Below are 18,403 nucleotides of genomic sequence, written 5' to 3'. Positions count from 1 at the left end.
AGGAAATCAGTATGAGTAAAAAGTTAGTAACTTATTTCAGCGCAAGCGGAGTCACAGAAGCAGTAGCAAGAAAACTGGCAGAAGCAGGAAATGCCGATCTCTATGAAATCAGACCGGAAGTTCCGTATACAAGAGCAGATTTGGACTGGACAGACAAGAACAGCAGAAGCACGATTGAAATGCAGGATTCTTCTTTCCGTCCGGCTTTGGCGGACAAGGAGGCGAAAGTTTCTGATTATGACGTGATTTTTATCGGATTTCCGATCTGGTGGTATACGGCACCGACCATTATCAATACGTTTCTGGAGACCTATGATTTCGGAGGGAAAATGATCGTTCCATTTGCAACATCTGGCGGAAGCGGAATTAAAAAAGCAGCAGAAGCGATACGAAAAGCAGTTCCAGATGCCGAGGTAGAAGACGGTAGACTGCTGAACGGTCGTTTAAACCAGTCTGATCTGGAAAGCTGGATGGGACAGTACTAAATAAAGGCGGAGAAAAGATAAAATGGCAAGTTGTGTTGAATTGTTGGATGCACTCCAGCACCGGGCATTTCATGATCCTAAAGTCCGGAGGCAGCTTCTCGCAACGAGACAGGAGAAAGATCCCTTTGGCGCGTTCTGTAGAACCTGCCGGGAACTGGGATATGAAATTTATGAGATGGATCTGATATGTGCGGGAGAAGAATTCCATGCGGCAATGAAGCGAAGTACCAACGGCGGAGGGGAAAATTCCCCGATGCTGGCGGGTGAAGACGATTTTTACGAGCTGTTTATGGCAGGTCTGGAGCAGGAATCGCAGTAAAAGGAGAAGATGATGAAAAAGGAAATAACAATTACAGATATCAAAGGAATCCGGATTGGACAGACGGAAAACAAAGAAGCAGGAACCGGATGTACGGTCATTCTGTCAGAGTCCGGGCAGGGAATGTGTGCAGGACTGGATGTGCGGGGAGGAGGACCGGCATCAAGAGAATCGGAGCTTCTGAAACCGCTTGCGGCAGCAAACGCGATTCACGGTATCGTCCTTGCAGGCGGCAGCGCTTTTGGCCTTGGCGCGGCTGATGGAGTGATGCGCTATCTGGAAGAACATGATATTGGATTTGATGTCGGTGTTACGAAAGTACCGTTGGTCTGTCAGGCGGATCTGTTTGATCTGACCGTGGGAGACGCATTGGTCCGTCCGGATGCAGAGATGGGATATAAAGCGTGCCTGAATGCAGAACGGGGAAATTATCAGGATGGAAATTTCGGAGCAGGATGCGGTGCAACCGTTGGCAAATTTGCAGGAATGGATTGCTGCATGAAGTCCGGAATCGGAAGCTATGCTGTCCAGATCGGAGCATTACAGGTCGGTGCCATTGTTGCAGTGAATGCCCTTGGAGATATCTATGACTGGAAAACCGGAATGAAACTGGCAGGGCTTCTCTCGGAAGATCATCGGTCGTTCCGTGTGACAGAAGAGTTAATGTATGCCAGCACAGAAGTGGTGGAGAATAAATTCACAGGAAATACTACAATCGGAGTAATTATCACCAACGCAAAGTTTGAGAAGTCTGCGCTCTGCAAAATTGCCGGAATGGCTCATGACGGTTACGCAAGATCCATCCGTCCGGTTCATACGACAGCAGATGGAGACAGTATCTATGCGGTATCCACAGGGGAAATCCTGGCAGATCAGGATCTGGTCGGAACACTCGCGGCGGAAGTCATGAGCGAAGCAATCATAAAAGCGGTGAAGAGTGCTGAAAGCGCGTATGGATATCCGGGGTATCGGGAGGTTATATATGGGGAGTAAAAACAATGATGCTCTATTTTATACATGCAGTCTGATTGAATATATCGGAAGGAATGTAAAAAGGAGAAGAAAAGAAGTAACAGATTTTCTTGGGAAAGAAAGAATTGGGAGAATCTATGAATATGCGGATGTTTTTCACTGCGAACCTATTGCAAAAACAGCGGATGAGTTTATAGAAGAAGCAAAGATCTCCATAGGCGATTTTGATAATGAGAAAATATGCAGATATACAGTCCCTGATTATTGGGATATCGGAGAAGTTTATGAAAGGCTGATTGAAGACTGCTTTGAAGATGAAGAAATTCTGGAGGGATTATGGGAAGTATATCATTCATGGATTGATGCCCGGATTTCAGACTATAATACAGATTTCTATTATCAGTCCAGAGACTATATAGCTGCATGTTACGAAGAAGGAGAAGTTTTATAGATGCAAGAGTTACTTGACCAACAACTGCACTCCACCCTCAAAACCTACTTTGGTTATGACACATTTCGACCAGAACAGGAGACGGTCATCAGACAGATCCTTTCTGGAAGAGATGTATTTGCAGTCATGCCCACCGGAGCAGGGAAATCTCTTTGCTATCAGCTTCCTGCATTGATGCTTCCTGGAATTACAATTGTCGTTTCCCCTTTGATTTCCCTGATGATCGATCAGGTGAAGGCGTTGAATGAAGCTGGTGTACATGCGGCCTATATTAACAGTGCACTGACGGAAAACCAGATTGCAAAGGCGATGGAACTTGCAAAGACCGGACAGTATAAGATTATCTATGTGGCGCCGGAGCGTCTTGAGACGCCCCGGTTTTTGGATTTTGCCTGTCACGCGAAGATTTCCATGATTACGGTGGATGAAGCCCACTGTATCTCTCAGTGGGGTCAGGATTTCAGACCAAGCTATCTTCGAATTCTGTCTTTTGTACATATGCTTCCGGTCCGCCCGGTTGTTTCGGCATTTACAGCTACTGCAACCGAGCGGGTCAGAACTGACATCCGCGTTTCTTTGGAGCTGGAACATCCTTATGAGACGGTAACCGGATTCGACAGAGAAAATCTGTACTTTGAAGTACAGAGAACAAAGCAGAAAAAGGAGAGGATACGCCGTTATCTGGAAGATCACATAGAAGAGAGCGGGATCATTTACTGTGCTACCAGAAAGGGCGTGGATGAATTATATCTGGAGCTGGAGAACGCTGGATTTTCTGTCGGGCGTTATCATGCAGGAATGAGCACGGAGGCAAGAAGAATCAGTCAGGAGGACTTCATTTATGACCGGACAAAGGTAATGATTGCCACCAATGCGTTTGGGATGGGGATTGACAAATCCAATGTACGGTTTGTCCTTCACTTCAATATGCCCCAGAGTATGGAAAATTACTATCAGGAGGCCGGAAGAGCAGGACGTGACGGCGAACCGGCAGAATGTATTTTGTATTATTCGCCGCAGGATACGGTCATTAACCGATTCCTTCTGGAGAGTAAGGAACAGGACAGAGAATATACGGAAGAGGAACTAAGGACGATTCAGGCACAGGACATGGACCGCCTGCGAAAGATGGAGATGTACTGCACAACGACGAAATGTCTCAGGGCATATATTCTTCATTATTTTGGAGAAAAGGCAAAAGAGCAGTGCCGGAACTGTTCCAACTGTCAGGAAGAGTTTGAAGAAATGGATGCTTCCGAAGCGGCAGCCGATGTCATCCTATGTGTCAGGACATCCGGACAGAGGTTTGGAATGAACATGATCGCCGGGACTCTTCTGGGAGAAAACACGGCAAAAATACGTAATTACAGAATGGAAGAAAACCCTGCTTATGGAAAACAGAGTAAGCTTGGACAGACGAGGATCAAGGAAATTATCCGTACAATGGTGGAGCGAGGATATCTGAGACAGACGGAGGATAAGTATGCCATCCTCCATCTGACGGGAACTTCTGGAGAATTGATGGAGCAAAATACTCCTTTTATCATCGCATATAAAAAAGAAGAAGAGAAAAAGCGGGACAGTAAAAAATCCGTTCTCGCGATGGATTTATCGGAAAAGGGGAAAGAGTTGTTTGAATCACTGCGGGAACTTCGCGCAGAACTTGCAAGAAGACGGTCGATACCTCCATATATGGTGGCTTCGGATAAAACGCTTCGTGATCTGTGCGTACGCATGCCGTTTACAAAAGAAGAACTTCTGAAAGTAAATGGCATGGGTGAACGGAAAGCAGAGCAGTACGGAGAAGCTATTTTACAAAAAATTCAAAGCGTAACCGGAGGGCAGCGGGATACAGCAGAAAATCAAAATTCAGGTCCGGAAGATGAAATTCCATTGACGGAAAGGCGGGGAAAAGGGCGAAAAGAAGACTTTCGGTTGACGAAAGAGATTCTTCTTGGCATTCAGTATACACCAAGAATGACATTAAGCGAATTTGTTTCGCAGGTGAATGAATTAAGAGATGAAAAACAGATGAAACGTTTGACAAATAAATGGCTTGCAGAAAGACTTCTGGCAGAAGGCTGTCTGAAACAACAGTTTCATAACGGATATGCCAGAACAGTATTGACAGAAAAAGGAAGAAAGGCCGGAATTGAGCCGGAAGAACGGATCAGTGAAAAAGGGAATCCGTATGAGATCTTTTTCTATACTGAAAAAGCGCAGAAATATCTGGTGGAATTAATGAAAGGAGGAGGAAAGAACTTTTGTCAGAAAAAGAATATGTAAGAAAACAAAAAGAAGACAGGCCGGTTGTTGCGATCTGTTATGACTTTGACAAGACAGTGTCGCCGGATGATATGCAGGCGCAGGGATATATCCAATCGGTTGGTTATGATATTCCGGAATTCTGGAAAAAATCCAATATCCTTGCTGCGGAAAATGAGATGGATCAGAATCTCGCATATATGTATCTGATGAAACAGGAGGCGGAAGGGAAAGTGCTTTTCACCCGCAGGAAGCTGGCAGAATACGGTGCCAATGTAAAGCTGTTCCCGGGTGTAGAACAATGGTTTGAGCGCATCCGCAAGTACGGGAAAGAACAGGGTGTGATTGTGGAACACTATATTATTTCTTCCGGACTTAAAGAAATGATTGAAGGCACTTCCGTTGCCAGGTCAGGAGCATTTGAAAAAATATATGCAAGTTCCTTTTACTTTAATGATCATGACGTAGCGGTCTGGCCTGCCCAGGTGATCAATTATACAAGTAAAACACAGTTTTTGTTCCGAATTGAGAAAGGAGTGCTGGACATTAACGATCCGGCAGTGAATGAATCTTTTTCACCGGAAGAAATCCGTGTACCATTCAGAAACATTGTTTATATCGGAGATAGTGATACGGATATTCCATGCATGAAACTGGTTACGACATACGGCGGGCACTCGATCGGTGTGTATGACGCACAGACAGAGGATAAAGCCAAAGTATATAAAATGATGCGTGACGGAAGGATTCGATATTTCGCTCCGGCGGATTACACAGAAAATTCAGAGCTGGATCGTCTTGTAAAATCCATTATCGACCGGACAGCAGCCAACGAATCTCTGGAAGCACTTCATTACCAGTGTAAAAGGGAAAGGATTGAAGCAGATAGAAAAAGCAGCGAAGAAGACCGGGAAAAGGCCGGATTGCTCATGGAGCTGGAAAACAGCCCGAATTTTGCCAGTACCCACTCGGTTATCCGGAAACTCAGAAAAATTGATGACTGGACCCCGGAGGAAAGAGAAGTGCTTTTGCAGACAGCAGAGAAAAACAGTCAGGTTTATTCCGTTTTGCAGGATCCGGATATCAGGGAGTTCTACCGCGGCATTCTTGGGAAAATTCATCCATTGACAGAAGAGGCGAGGAAAATCAAAGAGATCATAGAAAACAGGAAATACTGAATCATTACTTTTCCATATATGGAAAAAGAAACATGGATTGTACCATCTCCTATTTTATGCTAAACTAAAGAAAATTCGACAAAAGACAGGAGTATGCACCATGCCAGTTTTTGATTTTAATAATACGCCGGAAGAGGGAAAAACACCGGAATGTACTTATACAGTATTTTATTCCAGCGAACAGGAAGCATCGACGGAGCACCCGATGCTTGTACTTGACAACAGTAAGGGAAAGCTTCAGCACCATTCGATCGGAGTATTTACGAATCCGGTCCGCCGGACTGCCTTTGAATTCAAAGGAGAAGAAGGAACGGTCAGCGCCGATATTTTACAGATTGATGCCCGTTTTGTAAGTCTTCTCAAATGGATGGGAGAAAATCATATTAATGTCCGGCTTTCCGGGGCGGACCGGGAGGACGGATATGCTGTGTATAAGATCCGTGAGATTGCCTTTGGCGGAGGATCCAAGCTTTCAGCGGAGGATGGCTTCCTGCAGTTTATGATTGAACGTCTTCTTACAAGTGATGCACCGTCCGAAGAAATCCCGGATGAAGATGAGGAGGAGACAGGAGACAGCATGAAGCTGACCAGTATCCAGAGTATTACGGACTTTATCACCTGTGCCGGTAGGACGCTTCCGGATAATATCCGGCTCTGGGCAAGGAGAAACCTTGCTGTAGCCCGCTCTCACGAGGTTTCAGCGGAGGAGCGCCGGCATGCACAGAGAGCGCTTTCTATTATGATGAACATCCAGTGGAAAGGAAATTATTTCCAGGCAATTGATCCGAAAGAAGCAAGGAGAATTCTGGATGAGGAACTTTATGGAATGGAGCAGGTAAAGCAGCGGATTATTGAAACGATTATCCAGATCAACCGGACTCACACCCTTCCGGCCTACGGTCTGCTTCTGGTAGGACCTGCGGGAACCGGAAAGTCTCAGATTGCCTATGCGGTAGCAAGGATTTTGAAACTCCCATGGACTACGTTGGATATGAGTTCCATCAACGATCCGGAACAGCTGACCGGGAGCTCACGGATTTATGCCAATGCAAAGCCGGGAATCATTATGGATGCTTTTTCCATGGCAGGGGAATCCAACCTTGTATTTATCATCAATGAGCTTGACAAGGCGGCATCCGGAAAAGGGAACGGCAATCCGGCAGATGTGCTTTTGACACTGCTTGATAACCTTGGATTTACAGATAATTATATCGAATGTATGATTCCGACCGTAGGAGTTTATCCGATTGCGACGGCCAACGATAAAGATCAGATCAGCGCGCCGCTCATGTCCCGGTTTGCGGTAATTGAGCTTCCGGATTACACACCGGAGGAGAAAAAGGTGATTTTCTCTCAGTATGCACTTCCAAAGGTACTGAAAAGAATCGGCATGCAGGAGAATGAATGCACACTGACGGATGATGGTCTGGATGCAGTCATCGACCTGCACAAAGAGACAAGCGGTATCCGGGATCTGGAGCAGGCGGCAGAGCACCTTGCGGCAAACGCACTTTATCAGATTGAAGTTGATCATGTGAAATCGGTTCAATTTGATGAAAAGATGGTTCGGACCATTCTTTCCTGATACCGGAATGATCATACAAAAACAGCAGTACAAGATGACACAGAGAGAACGGGACTCTGTGTCATTTTCTTTTGGAAAGCAGATGAAACCTCTGAAGCATAGTGTTAAAATAAAAAAGAGGTGATCAAGATGAAGAGGGCAGAATCGCAAAAAGCGTGTCTGAAAAAAGAAATCCTGGACTATGTCCTGCATACTTACGGCACAAGCCCGGATTATCCATGGAAAACTCCGGATTTTGTGCTGCGTCATAATGATAATAGAAAATGGTACGGGGTGATGCTGGAAGTCCGAAAGGAGAGCATGGGACTACACGGGACAGGATATATCGAAGTACTGAATGTAAAGTGTGATCCGGATATGGCTGGATTTCTGGTGTCAGGCAAGGGAATTCTGCCGGGGTATCATATGAATAAGAAAAACTGGATTTCCATTCTTCTTGATGGAACGGTAGAAAAAGAGCAGATTCTTGCACTGCTGGATCAAAGCTATCTTCTGACAGCGAGTAAAAAGCCAAAAGAAAAGCTGCACTGTGAAAGGAAACGGGCCTGGCTGATCCCTGCTAATCCCGGATACTTTGATTTGGAAGCAGCTTTTGCAGAAAGCAGCACTATTGACTGGCATCAGCGTGGCAATATTCATACCGGAGATCTGGTCTATATTTATATGGCAGCACCGGTTTCTGCTGTTTTGTATCAGTGTGAAGTAACCGGTACAGGAGGATTTGAAGATCCGGGAGGGAATCAGGATAAGAGCCGGACCATGGAACTGAAATTGAAGCATCGATTTATGCCGGATGAAATGAATAGAGAACGGATGAAACTTTATGGAGTCGGTCCGGTGCGAAGTGCCCGAAGCATTCCGCCGGAACTTGAAAAAGAGTTGGAAATGCTTGCTGAAACAGGAAAAAACAGAACAGCCATGGAAAATAAAAGGAAGGAGGAGAGACGATGGCAGTAACAGGAGCAGTGATGGTACCTCATCCGCCTTTGATCATACCGGAGGTTGGACGCGGACAGGAACGGGGAATTCAGGATACGATTGCTTCATACCACAAAGCGGTAAAAAAGATTGCAGAGTGGAAGCCGGATACTGTTGTGGTGTTATCACCGCACACGGTAATGTATGCAGACTATTTTCATATTTCGCCGGGGAAAAGCGCGGAAGGAAGCTTTGGTAGGTTTGGGGCTTCTCAAGTGAAGATTCCGGTGCAGTATGATACCGAATTTGTGAAAGTACTGTCGCAGGAAGCGCAGGCAAGGGAGATTCCGGCAGGAACATTGGGTGAGCAGGACAGAAGGCTGGATCACGGCACTATGATTCCGCTCTGGTTTCTCAATCATTATGACCGGGAATACAAGGTGGTTCGGATTGGCCTTTCCGGACTCCCGTTTTCAATGCACTACATGCTTGGGCAATGTATTCAGAAAGCGGCGGAACTGTGTGGCAGAAAAATTGTGGTGATCGGAAGCGGGGATCTGTCTCATAGATTAAAGGCAGACGGTCCGTATGGCTTCCGGAAAGAAGGACCGGAATATGATGAGCGGATCATGCAGGTGATGGGAAGTGCAGAGTTTGGAAAACTCTTTGATTTTACAGAAGATTTCTGCGGACAGGCGGCAGAGTGCGGACAGCGGTCGTTCCTGATCCTGGCAGGAGCGCTGGACCGTAGAAAAGTTCGTGCGAAAAGACTTTCCTATGAAGGCCCATTTGGAGTGGGATATGGGATCTGCATCTTTGAAGTAGAAGGTATGGATCCGCAAAGAGATTTTTTGCATCAGCATGAGGAAAATGTGAAAAAAGAAGCAAAAGAGCGGAGCGAAAAGGAAGATCCTTATGTAAAGCTTGCACGGCAGACAATCGAAACATATGTGAGGACCGGCAGGAAGATTTCCATTCCGGAAGGTCTGCCGGAAGAATTGTATCACAAGAGGGCTGGAGCCTTTGTATCTCTCAAAGAAGAGGGAAGACTGCGCGGGTGCATCGGGACAATTGCGCCGGTACGGGGAACGCTTGCGGAGGAGATTGTTGAGAATGCTATCAGCGCAGCGGTGAAAGATCCGAGATTTGACGCAGTAGAAGCAGAAGAACTGGACCGGCTTGTGTACAGTGTGGATGTTCTGGGAGAGACGGAAGAAATTGCTTCGCCGGAACAGCTGGATGTGAAACGCTACGGCGTTATCGTAAGCAAAGGAATCAAACGGGGACTTCTGCTTCCGAATCTGGAAGGAGTTGATACCGTAGACGAGCAGATTGCCATTGCGAAAAGAAAAGCAGGTATCCCGGAAGAGGCAGAAGATATCAAACTGGAACGCTTTGAGGTGGTGAGACATTTTTGAGCAGAGAAGAAAAACGTAATGAGATGGGAAATTCATCCGATGGCAGGAAAGTATGCCCGGTCTGTATGCATCATTGCGCGCTTCTGGAAGGACAGTACGGCAGATGCAGGGCAAGAAAGAACGAAAATGGCAAGATTATCAGTGTGAATTACGGAAAAGTAACATCCGCAATGCTGGATCCGATCGAAAAGAAACCGTTGGCCCGGTTTTATCCGGGAAGCAAAATCCTTTCGGTAGGAAGCTTTGGGTGCAATCTTTTCTGCCCGTTCTGCCAGAATCATGAGATTTCCATGGCCGGACAGACGGAGATTGGATGGCAGGACGTGACACCGGCTCAGCTGGCCCGGCTTGTTTCCGGGTATCAAAATGCCGGAAATATCGGAGTGGCATTTACTTACAACGAACCGCTTGTAGGATACGAATTTGTCCGGGACACAGCCTGTCTGGTAAAACAAAATGGAATGAAAACGGTAGTGGTCACCAATGGATCAGTGGAACTGGAAATCCTGGAAGAAATTTTACCATATATAGATGCGATGAATATTGATTTGAAAGGATTTACAGAAGATTATTACAGAAAACTTGGTGGAAATCTGAATACGGTAAAAGCGTTTATTGAAAGAGCGGCAAAGGACTGCCATGTGGAACTGACGACACTCATTGTGCCGGGTGAAAATGATTCAAAAGAAGAAATGGAACAGGAGGCAGCATGGATTGCCTCACTGAGCACGGAGATCCCACTGCATGTGTCCAGATTTTTCCCAAGATATCAGATGACCGACCGGCAAGCAACAGAGGTCAGGCAGGTGTACAGGATGAAGCAGATTGCAGAGAAATACCTGAAGTATGTGTATACCGGGAACTGTTAAAGGATTGGAGCTTTTCGTCTTTTATAAAGAAAGTGGGAATGATATAATGGAGTAAGTGGACTGGATCTGGATGAAATGATTCAGAAAAAGCAAGAAACAGTGAATACGATGAATTATAAAGGACGTGACACAATGAGAGAAGGAAAACTGGTCCGGGACAACATCCCGGATATCATTCGGGCAGATGGAAAGACGCCTGTCACCCGTATTCTGAATCGGGAAGAGTATCTGAATGAACTGGATAGAAAGCTGCAGGAAGAGGTGGCAGAGTATCAGGCGGATAAGTCTCTGGAAGAACTGGCAGATATTCTGGAAGTGTTATCCGCCATCTGTAAGGCCAGAGGATATTCCAGAGAAGATCTGCTTAAAGTACGAGATGAGAAACGAAGAAAACGAGGCGGGTTTGAGAAAAGAATTTACTGGAGTGGAAACGAATAGGTTAAAAAGCCGGAAACATCAGGAGGGAAACGAAATGAGATATCGTGAATTGGGAAATACAGGATTAAAGGTCAGTGAAATTGGATTAGGAGCAGAGTGGCTGGAGCGCCACAACGAAGCAGAAGTAAAAGAGATTATTGACTGTTGCGAAAGCTATGGAATCAACATTCTGGACTGCTGGATGTCGGAGCCGAATGTACGCTCCAATATCGGGAAAGCACTGGAGGGGAAAAGAGAAAAATGGATCATTCAGGGGCATTTTGGATCAACATGGCAGAACGGACAGTATGTCCGCACCCGGGATCTTGCGAAGGTAAAAGAAGCATTTCAGGATCTTCTGACACGCCTTCAGACAGATTATATTGACCTTGGCATGATTCATTTTGTGGATGAAGAGGCAGAATTTCACCGGATCATGGAAGGAGAATTTCTGGCTTATGTAAAGGAACAGAAAGAAAAGGGAATCATTCACCATATTGGAATGAGTACTCACAATCCGAAAGTGGCAAAGCTTGCGGCATTAAGCGGCGAAATTGAGATGATTTTGTTCAGTATCAATCCGGCGTTTGATCTGCTTCCGGCAAGCGAAGATCTGAATACATACTTTGCGGAGTCTTATGAGGAACATCTTCAGGGCATCGATCCGGAACGGGCGGAGCTGTATCAGATTTGTGAACAGCGGGGTGTTGGAATCACTGTTATGAAAGGATATGCGGGAGGACGTCTTTTTTCCGAAAAGACTTCTCCGTTTGGAGTGGCCCTGACTCCGGTTCAGTGTATTCACTATGCCCTTACAAGACCGGGTGTGGCAAGTGTGCTGGCAGGATATGATACGACAGAACATGTCAAGGAGGCGGTTGCTTATGAGAACGCCACAGAAGAGGAAAAGGATTATGCAAGCGTGCTGGCCAGGGCACCGCATCATGCCTACAGTGGACAATGCACATATTGTGGACACTGTGCACCTTGCCCGGCAGGGATCGATATTGCCATGGTGAACAAACTCTATGATCTGGCTGCCATGCAGGAAGAAGTGCCGGCAACAGTCAAGGCGCATTATGAAGGACTTTCAGCCAATGCAAAAGACTGCATTGCTTGCAAAGGCTGCGAGACACGATGTCCGTTCGATGTTCCGGTCGTGGAAAGAATGGAAAAAGCAAAAGAACTGTTTGGCAGCTTATAAAAGCGGGAGGGACAAGATGAGTGACATCCAGCTCTATTCCATCGAAAGAGGAACAGGAGAACCGCTGATTTTACTGCACGGAAACGGGGAAGAAAGCCGCTACTTTGCCCGTCAGATCAGGCATTTTGCTAAAACACGAAAAGTAATCGCAATCGATACGAGAGGACACGGGCAAAGTCCGCGAGGAAATGCCCCGTTTACCATTCGGCAGTTTGCGGAGGATCTGCATGACTTCATGGAAGAAAAGGGAATTGAGCGGGCAGACATTCTCGGGTTCAGTGATGGGGGAAATACGGCACTGGTGTTTGCACTTCAATATCCACAGAAAGTGAGAAGACTCATTTTGAACGGCGCAAATCTTTATCCTTCCGGAATGAAGACATTGATTGTACTGCCGATCTGGGCGGGGTATGGCGCGGCATCGCTTTTTGCGCCGGTTTCCCAAAAGGCGAAAAAGCAAAAGGAGCTACTGGGACTTATGGTGAAGGATCCGTATATCCGTCCGGAAGATCTGAGCAGAATTTCTTCTAAGACACTGGTTCTTGTAGGAAAGAATGACATGATCCGGCATCGGCATTCCCTGCTGATCGCCAAAAGTATCCCGGGGGCAAAATTCGTCTGCATAAGAGGGGATCACTTCATTGCGGCAAAAAATCCAGAGACATTCAACCGGGCAGTGGAACGGTTCCTTTCAGATGGAAAATAAAACAGGAGAGAAACAGATATGGGACATTTTTATTTTGTAAGACACGGGCAGACCGTTTGGAACGTAGAAGGTAAGATCTGTGGAAGGACAGATAGTGAACTGACCGAGTACGGTCATCAGCAGGCTGTGGAGACAGGCAGGAAATTTCTGGAAGAAGGCATCCGGGCGGATGAAATCCTGTATTCGCCGCTTGTCCGGGCAGCAGAGACAGCACGGCATATTTCTGAAATCATGGGGATTCCGGCAAAGGCAGAACCGCGGCTGATCGAGCAGCATTTCGGCAAATGGGAGGGTACATCTCCAAGAAATGCCGCTGATTTCCAGAAGGAAAAAGAACAGTTTGCCAGCCACCATGGAAACGGAGAATCGACGCTCCAGCTGGCCCAGAGAATCTATAATCTGCTGGATGACATCAAGGCAGAGTCAGACGAAAAGACGTACATTCTGGTTGCGCACAACGGAATCGCCAGAGTTGTACAGTCGTATTTTACCGACATGACGAACGAAGAATACGCGACATTTGGAGTGAAAAACTGCGAAATCCGCCGGTACGATTTCTAGCATTTATTTGGGCAGGGGGAGGTGATTCCGGATGGCATTGTATGCATTAGGGGATCTGCATTTAAGCTTTCAGGCAGACAAGCCGATGGACGCATTTGGAAAAGTGTGGAAACACCATGAACGTAAAATAGAAAAGTACGTGAATCGCATCGTGAGGCCGGAGGATACCCTTGTGCTGACCGGCGATCATTCCTGGGGCAGGAAGCTTTCAGAATGCCGGGAGGATCTTGATTTCATCGAACGGCTGCCGGGGCGGAAGATTCTGCTTCGGGGCAATCACGATATGTTCTGGGATGCGAAGAAGACCAGACGGCTGAATGAGGAATATGATGGACGGCTCTTCTTTTTGCAGAATAATTTTGCCGCCTATCAGGACTATGCGCTGGTAGGGACGAAGGGATATACGTTTGAAGGACCATTCTATCTGGATTTTCAGGGGAGAATCCTTGGATGGGATGAGGAACGCGAAGAGCAGGCGAAAAAGCTCGTTGCAAGAGAAATGGAGCGGCTTCGGGAGTCTTTCCGCCAGGCGGAAGAGGCCGGATACCGGAAGTTTGTGATGTTTCTGCATTATCCGCCGACCAATGTTTTGGAGAAGACCTCGCCATTTACCCGGATTGCGGAAGAGTACGGGGTGGAAGTGGTCGTGTATTCCCACTGCCATGGAGAACAGAGATTTGGAGACAGCATCCGGGGGACTTACCGGGGAGTCCGTTATTTCCTTGTGTCGGGAGATTACCTGAATTTTCATCCGGAGCAGATTCTGGCATAAAGACTTGGAAATCAGCGGATGATGTTTTATAATAGAATAGCCAGATTTACAAATAGAAATAAATGAGGAGAAAAGAAAACATGAAAATAGCAGTAACCTATGATAACGGAAACATTTTTCAGCATTTTGGAAAAACAGAGAATTTCAAAATTTACGAAGTAGAAGGTCAGAACGTGGTTTCCAGTGAAGTGATCGGTTCTAATGGAACAGGACATGGCGCACTGGCAGGCCTGCTGGCAGAACAGGGTGTCAATGTACTGATCTGCGGCGGAATCGGCGGCGGAGCGCAGGCAGCCCTGGAAGAAGCAGGTATCGAATTATGTTCCGGAGCGGAAGGCGATGTGGATCAGGCAGTAGAAGCATATCTGAAGGGAGAACTGACTTCCTCCGGTGCAACCTGTGACCACCACCATGACGAGGAACACAGCTGCGGACATCACGGAGAAGAACATGACTGTGGTCAGCATGACGAAGAACATTCCTGCGGCGGCAGCTGCGGAAGCTGTGCCGGATGCGGATCCCACCAGCCTCCGATTACCGGACGCAATACAGGTAAAATCTGTAAAACACATTATAGAGGAACTTTCAACGATGGTACCCAGTTTGATTCTTCTTATGACCGTGGAGAACCGCTGGAATTTATCTGCGGTGCAGGACAGATGATCCGTGGATTTGATGCTGCTGTCGCTAATATGGAAGTGGGAGAGATTGTTGATATTCATCTCATGCCGGAAGAAGCATACGGCATGCCGGATCCAAATGCCATTTTCATGATTGAAATGGCACAGCTGCCGGGATCAGAAGATCTGGAGCCGGGTGAGAAAGTTTACCTCAGCGGTCAGTATGGCCAGCCAATTCCGGTGACTGTCGTTGAAAAAGATGAGACATCTATCACATTTGACGCAAACCATGAGATGGCAGGAAAAGAACTGAATTTCCGGATCGAACTGGTTGAGGTAAAATAAGCACACCCGAAGAGTGTTCGGATGATGAAAAAACCTGTCGCACATCATAGCGTGCGGCAGGTTTTTGAATATAGAAAAAGTGTTGTGATTTTAAATCTTGTTCCCGGAAAGGCTATTTCAGGAAGAAGCGTACCATTTTTTCATGCAGCTTCTGGTATGGCTGATAACGCATCGGCAGGTCAATCCAGGTTTTCTTATCTACGATACTCTTATAGTGGGAGAAGGTGTCAAAGCCGATCTTTCCATGGTAAGCGCCCATGCCACTTTCACCAAATCCTCCAAATCCCATTTCGGTAGTGGCAAGATGGATGATCGTATCATTGATGCAGCCTCCGCCGAATCCGCAGCGGGAAGTCACTTTTTTTGCCGCCGCTTTGTCGGAAGTAAAGAAGTACAGCGCCAGCGGATGAGGCATGGAATTGATTTTACGGATCACGTCATCCAGGTTGTCAAATGTCAGAACCGGCATGAGAGGTCCGAAGATTTCCTCCTGCATGACTGCATCCTGAAAGGTCACATGATCCAGAACCGTAGGCTCGATGCGGAGTGTTTTCCGATCGAAGTTTCCACCATGCACAACCTTTTTCTCGTCAATCAGCCCAAGAATCCGGTCAAAATGTTTTTCGTTGATGATTTTACCGTAATTTGGATTCCGAAGCGGCTGTTTTCCATACTGCTTTTGAATCTGCTTTTGCACTTCTTTGATCAGCCTGTCCTTAACAGCACGGTGGCAGTAAATATAGTCCGGTGCAACACAGGTCTGTCCGCAGTTCAGATATTTTCCGAATACGATTCGTCTTGCTGCCAGTTTGATATCGGCAGTCTGATCTACAATACAAGGGCTCTTTCCGCCCAGCTCTAAGGTGACAGGCGTCAGATGTTCTGCCGCGTTTCGCATGACCTCTTTTCCAACAGCCTGACTTCCGGTAAAGAAAATATAGTCAAAATGTTCCTTCAAAAGACAGGTATTCTCAGCCCGGCCTCCGGTTACAACAGACACATACTGAGGATCAAAACACTGCGACAGGATGGTTTGAAGCGCTTCGCTTGTGTACGGAGAATAGGCGCTTGGTTTTACGACAGCGGTATTTCCTGCAGCAAGGGCATCCACCAGCGGGGACAGCGTCAGCATAAACGGATAATTCCATGGGCTCATAATGAGTACAACACCGTAAGGTGACGGTTTCTGATAACTTCTGGAATGAAACTGAGCCAGCGGAGTACGAACTCTCTTTTCGCCTGCAAACCGTTGTACATGTTTCAGCATGTAGCTGATTTCCTCCAGAACGAGTCCGGTTTCACACAAGTAGCTTTCAAACGCGCTTTTTCCAAGATCTTTTTTCAGTGCGTTATGAATTTCTTTTTCATTGGAAGAGATGGCAGCATATAGTTTGCGAAGTGCAGCAGTCCGCGCACTGACCGGAAGTGTCGCTCCGGTTTGAAAGTATTTCCTCTGTCTGGTAACAAGGTCTTTAATTTCCTGTTCCGTCATGTTTTGTCACTCCTTCCTCAACAACAGGTTCATTTGATTCTTCAAAATCTTCTGCTGAATCTGCCGGCTCAGGCATCAGCATATAGTAAAAGGTCTCAAGCTCTGCCGCATTCATCAGTACCGGAACCGGATAGAGCGGATTGGCCTCCTTGTCGGCGTAATGCGCCAGCTTAGGAACATCGGTTTCCCGGATTTCCGGAATATAATCACCGATGCCAAATCTCTTTTTCATATCCTGAATGGCCGAAATAAAGCGTTCGGCGGCCTCGTCACAAGGCGTGTCCTTGTCGGCCAGACCGGCGGCGACAGCCAGACGTGCAAGCTTTTTATGAATCGTTTCGCCATAGGCCTTTAACACCATTGGAAGAATGACTGCATTTGCAAGACCATGTGGTACATTGTATTCCCCGCCAAGAGAATGGGCAATGGCATGGACATATCCTACATAGGATTTGGTAAATGCACATCCGGCATAGAAAGAAGCCCGCAGCATGTTACGCCGTGCCTCCACGTTGCTTCCATCTTCATATACCGTATCAATGTTTTCAAAAATCAGTTTAACAGCCATAAGAGCGTCTTTGCGTGTTCCGTAAGTAGTGGAATTGCCGATGTATGCTTCCACAGCGTGGGTCAGAGCATCCATACCGGTAGTTGCGGTGATAAATGGAGGCAGACTTAACGTGACTTTCGGATCCAGAACCGCATACCGCGGGATCAGCGGGAAATCGTTGATCGCATATTTGTGACGTGTCTGGGCGTCTGTGATTACTGCAGCTAGCGTCGTCTCACTTCCGGTACCGGCAGTAGTCGGAACAGCCATCAGAAGCGGCAGCTTTTTGTGGACTTTCAGAATTCCCTTCATTTTTGCAAGCGTCTGCTTTGGTTTGGCGATGCAGGCTCCGACTGCCTTGGCGCAGTCCATACTGGAACCACCGCCGAACCCGATAATACAGTCACAGCCTTCTGTTTTATAAAGATCGATGGCCTCGGACACATTCACAGTAGTAGGATTGGCTACGGTCTTATCGTAGATACAGTAAGGAATCCCGTCACGATCCAGCGCCTTTTCCAGGCGCACAGTCAGGCCGAGCTTCCGTATGCCTGCATCTGTGATGATCAGGACTTTACTGCAGTTTTTTCTGCGGATCACTTCCGGCAGGGCAGTCACACTTCCTACAACCTTTGGTGTCCGGTAAGGCAGGAACGGAAGGGCAATTTTTAATCCGGTCTGAAACGTCCTGCAATATATTTTCTTTAGAGTATTCATGACAATTGATCCTTTCCGGCGCGGAGAACCAAGCGCCTTTTTATAGGCATTTTTACCAGAAAAATATTAGCATTTAAGGGGAGGGTTGTCAATATCAACGAGGGGAGTCGAGCATTCCGGACACACCGGAACAAATAAGGGTTACTGCCATGGATGCCATGCTTTCCAAAGGTTCTTTTTATGAAAGATGTATTTGAAAACCTGGAGGTTGTTGTGCTGAGCTTCAAAGAAGCAGAAGAAGGCGCCCATTTTGTCAAAACAGCAGAAGGGGCCGTTCAATATCTTGAGAGCAAGGACTTTAATTTTGCCTGTCGTATGCTCGGGAAACATTGCTGGAAAGACAGTAGCCCGCACTATTCCGTTTTAATGGGTATCTCAATTTGAGTGATATAATCGTCTTAGGTATCAATGACAAGCTCGTTGATACCTTTTTCACTTTCTAGGAAATTGCGTTTTTGGAGCAGTCAAAAAAAGAACGCATGTTCATCGAACATATGTTAGATAAACATGCGTTTGGGTATGACAATAAGACGTTGGCAGGATCAGAAGATATAGAAAC

Annotated in this window: 19 protein-coding genes; 17 read left to right on the top strand and 2 right to left on the bottom strand. The window is 46.7% G+C overall.

Annotated features, from left to right (window positions below):
- The first annotated feature begins 11 nt into the window (after positions 1-11).
- The 16 genes from B5G11_RS14645 to B5G11_RS14570 all read left to right on the top strand — a co-directional run bounded on the left by B5G11_RS14645 (position 12) and on the right by B5G11_RS14570 (position 15,085).
- Positions 12-485 (top strand): flavodoxin, encoded by a 474-nt coding sequence (locus B5G11_RS14645; protein WP_087255124.1) that lies wholly within the window; start codon positions 12-14, stop codon positions 483-485.
- 22 nt (positions 486-507) lie between these two features.
- Complete coding sequence (locus B5G11_RS14640) at positions 508-804, top strand: hypothetical protein (protein WP_087168568.1); 297 nt, start codon at positions 508-510, stop codon at positions 802-804.
- A gap of 12 nt (positions 805-816) precedes the next feature.
- Positions 817-1,797, top strand: coding sequence for a P1 family peptidase (locus B5G11_RS14635; RefSeq protein ID WP_087255122.1), 981 nt, complete (start codon positions 817-819; stop codon positions 1,795-1,797).
- Positions 1,787-2,227 carry a hypothetical protein gene (locus tag B5G11_RS14630; protein WP_087255119.1) on the top strand — a complete coding sequence of 147 codons (441 nt, stop codon included), beginning with the start codon at positions 1,787-1,789 and terminating at the stop codon, positions 2,225-2,227. Before B5G11_RS14635 ends, B5G11_RS14630 begins: the two co-directional genes overlap by 11 nt.
- The gene (gene recQ / locus B5G11_RS14625) at positions 2,228-4,513 is read left to right on the top strand and encodes a DNA helicase RecQ (RefSeq protein ID WP_087255116.1); all 2,286 of its coding nucleotides are present in this window, start codon (positions 2,228-2,230) and stop codon (positions 4,511-4,513) included.
- The gene (locus B5G11_RS14620) at positions 4,492-5,670 is read left to right on the top strand and encodes an HAD family hydrolase (protein ID WP_087255113.1); all 1,179 of its coding nucleotides are present in this window, start codon (positions 4,492-4,494) and stop codon (positions 5,668-5,670) included. The genes recQ and B5G11_RS14620 overlap by 22 nt, the downstream gene beginning before the upstream one ends.
- A gap of 100 nt (positions 5,671-5,770) precedes the next feature.
- On the top strand, positions 5,771-7,255 hold the full coding sequence (locus tag B5G11_RS14615; RefSeq protein WP_087255110.1) for an AAA family ATPase: 1,485 nt from the start codon (positions 5,771-5,773) through the stop codon (positions 7,253-7,255).
- 129 nt (positions 7,256-7,384) lie between these two features.
- A complete protein-coding gene (locus B5G11_RS14610; protein WP_087255107.1) occupies positions 7,385-8,212 on the top strand; it encodes an MmcQ/YjbR family DNA-binding protein in 828 nt (275 codons plus the stop codon).
- Positions 8,203-9,591, top strand: coding sequence for an AmmeMemoRadiSam system protein A (amrA, locus tag B5G11_RS14605; protein ID WP_087255104.1), 1,389 nt, complete (start codon positions 8,203-8,205; stop codon positions 9,589-9,591). Before B5G11_RS14610 ends, amrA begins: the two co-directional genes overlap by 10 nt.
- 23 nt (positions 9,592-9,614) lie before the next feature.
- Entirely contained in the window at positions 9,615-10,460 is an 846-nt protein-coding gene (amrS, locus tag B5G11_RS14600) for an AmmeMemoRadiSam system radical SAM enzyme (protein WP_087255186.1), read from the top strand.
- Between the two features lie 108 nt (positions 10,461-10,568).
- Positions 10,569-10,898, top strand: coding sequence for a nucleoside triphosphate pyrophosphohydrolase (locus B5G11_RS14595; protein WP_242959076.1), 330 nt, complete (start codon positions 10,569-10,571; stop codon positions 10,896-10,898).
- 34 nt (positions 10,899-10,932) lie between these two features.
- Positions 10,933-12,081 carry an aldo/keto reductase gene (locus tag B5G11_RS14590; protein WP_087255101.1) on the top strand — a complete coding sequence of 383 codons (1,149 nt, stop codon included), beginning with the start codon at positions 10,933-10,935 and terminating at the stop codon, positions 12,079-12,081.
- A 16-nt stretch (positions 12,082-12,097) separates the two neighbouring features.
- Positions 12,098-12,787 (top strand): alpha/beta hydrolase, encoded by a 690-nt coding sequence (locus tag B5G11_RS14585; protein WP_087255098.1) that lies wholly within the window; start codon positions 12,098-12,100, stop codon positions 12,785-12,787.
- A gap of 18 nt (positions 12,788-12,805) precedes the next feature.
- The gene (locus B5G11_RS14580) at positions 12,806-13,348 is read left to right on the top strand and encodes a histidine phosphatase family protein (protein WP_087255095.1); all 543 of its coding nucleotides are present in this window, start codon (positions 12,806-12,808) and stop codon (positions 13,346-13,348) included.
- Positions 13,349-13,379: 31 nt separating this feature from the next.
- On the top strand, positions 13,380-14,120 hold the full coding sequence (locus B5G11_RS14575; protein ID WP_087255092.1) for a metallophosphoesterase: 741 nt from the start codon (positions 13,380-13,382) through the stop codon (positions 14,118-14,120).
- Between the two features lie 80 nt (positions 14,121-14,200).
- Positions 14,201-15,085: a NifB/NifX family molybdenum-iron cluster-binding protein gene (locus tag B5G11_RS14570; RefSeq protein WP_087255090.1), complete on the top strand. Its 885-nt coding sequence runs from the start codon at positions 14,201-14,203 to the stop codon at positions 15,083-15,085.
- 112 nt (positions 15,086-15,197) lie between these two features.
- On the opposite strand, the gene B5G11_RS14565 is transcribed toward B5G11_RS14570, so the two are convergent.
- Positions 15,198-16,577 (bottom strand): aldehyde dehydrogenase, encoded by a 1,380-nt coding sequence (locus B5G11_RS14565; RefSeq protein ID WP_087255087.1) that lies wholly within the window; start codon positions 16,575-16,577, stop codon positions 15,198-15,200.
- Positions 16,558-17,844, bottom strand: coding sequence for an iron-containing alcohol dehydrogenase (locus B5G11_RS14560; protein ID WP_087255084.1), 1,287 nt, complete (start codon positions 17,842-17,844; stop codon positions 16,558-16,560). Before B5G11_RS14560 ends, B5G11_RS14565 begins: the two co-directional genes overlap by 20 nt.
- Before the next feature lie 180 nt (positions 17,845-18,024).
- On the opposite strand from B5G11_RS14560, the gene B5G11_RS14555 reads away from it, so the two are divergent.
- Complete coding sequence (locus B5G11_RS14555; RefSeq protein WP_087255081.1) at positions 18,025-18,228, top strand: hypothetical protein; 204 nt, start codon at positions 18,025-18,027, stop codon at positions 18,226-18,228.
- Positions 18,229-18,403 lie beyond the last annotated feature (175 nt).

The organism is Drancourtella sp. An57, from assembly GCF_002161525.1.
GTDB classification, from domain to species: Bacteria; Bacillota; Clostridia; order Lachnospirales; family Lachnospiraceae; genus Sellimonas; species Sellimonas catena.
This window is presented reverse-complemented; position numbering and strand designations above follow the sequence as displayed.